This window comes from Bradyrhizobium sp. P2_E8 (assembly GCF_056403875.1).
In genome coordinates, this window is record NZ_JBFUES010001547.1 from 1 (window position 1) to 1,150 (window position 1,150).

The window sequence follows — 1,150 nt, forward strand, 5'->3', positions numbered from 1 at the left end:
GTGCGAGGCCGGACGATCACGATATTGGCTCGGCAACCGGGAGTTGGTCAACATTGTGCGGCTGCTACCACACGCTTCGGCCGCCATCCATGACGAGGTTCTGCCCGGTCATGTAGCTCGACGCGTCCGAGCAGAGGAACTGGACAGCGGCGCGGTATTCCTCGACATCTGCCATGCGCCCCATCGGGATCAAGCGGGTGAGGCGCTCCACGAAGGCGGGATCCTGGTTGTTGAAGACGCCGCCCGGCGAGATCGCGTTGACGCGCACGCCGTGGTCGGCCCAGTAGGTCGCCAGGTATTTCGTCAAACCGATCAGCCCGTGCTTGATCACCGAGTAGGTCACGGGCTTCACCGGCTGCTCCTCCTCGCGCATCACATGCGGCTGGCGGTAGAGCCGCTGGTCCGGCGCGATCACGCCGAGGTCGGAGGCGATGTTGAGGATCACGCCGCGGCCGCGTCGGGCCATCTGGCCGCCGAATTCCTGCGCGCACAGCATCGCCCCGGTCAGGCCCACCGCGATCTCGGTCTGCCATTGCGGCACCGGGAACACTTCGAAGCGCGAGGAGTGCATGACGCCCGGGCTCGACGTCACCTTCGGATCGATGGCGGCGTTGTTGACGAGGATGTCGACGGTGACGCCGCGGCCTGCGAGCTGTTCGTTCGCGGCGCGCACCGAGTCCTGCGAGGTGACATCGAGCGCCAGTGCGATCAGATCGGCGGAGGGCGTGCTCTGTTTCAGCGCAGTGACGGCCGCCTCGACCTGCGCGAGGCTGATTTCGGTGACGACGACGCGCGCTCCCGCCTCGGAAAGCGCGGCGACGTGCTGCCGCCCGAGCAGGCCGCCGGCGCCGGTCACGAGCGCGGTGCGTCCGGTCAGGTCGTAGCGGGAGGACGGGCTTGCCATTGGAAGGCTCCTGTTCAGCTGCGCAACTGGCCGCCGTCGGCGACCACGACGCTGCCGGTGATGAAGGCCGCGCGGGGCGAGGCAAGGAACGCGACGAGGTCGGCGATCTCTTCCGGCTTGCCAAGCCGGCGCAGCGCCACCTCGCGCACGAGCATGTCCTCGACCGCGGCCCTGTTCTCGACGAGCTTGCGCGCCCAGGTCCCGTCGGCGGCTAGGACATTGCCCGGCGCGACCGCGTTGATGCGG

General features: G+C 68.4%; 2 protein-coding genes. Both read right to left on the minus strand.

What is annotated here, in order from left to right:
* Positions 1-64: 64 nt before the first annotated feature.
* The gene (locus AC1D00_RS42185; RefSeq protein WP_477014785.1) at positions 65-904 is read right to left on the minus strand and encodes an SDR family oxidoreductase; all 840 of its coding nucleotides are present in this window, start codon (positions 902-904) and stop codon (positions 65-67) included.
* 14 nt (positions 905-918) lie between these two features.
* Positions 919-1,150: SDR family oxidoreductase (locus AC1D00_RS42190; protein WP_477014786.1), on the minus strand; the 232-nt coding region annotated here is incomplete at its 5' end.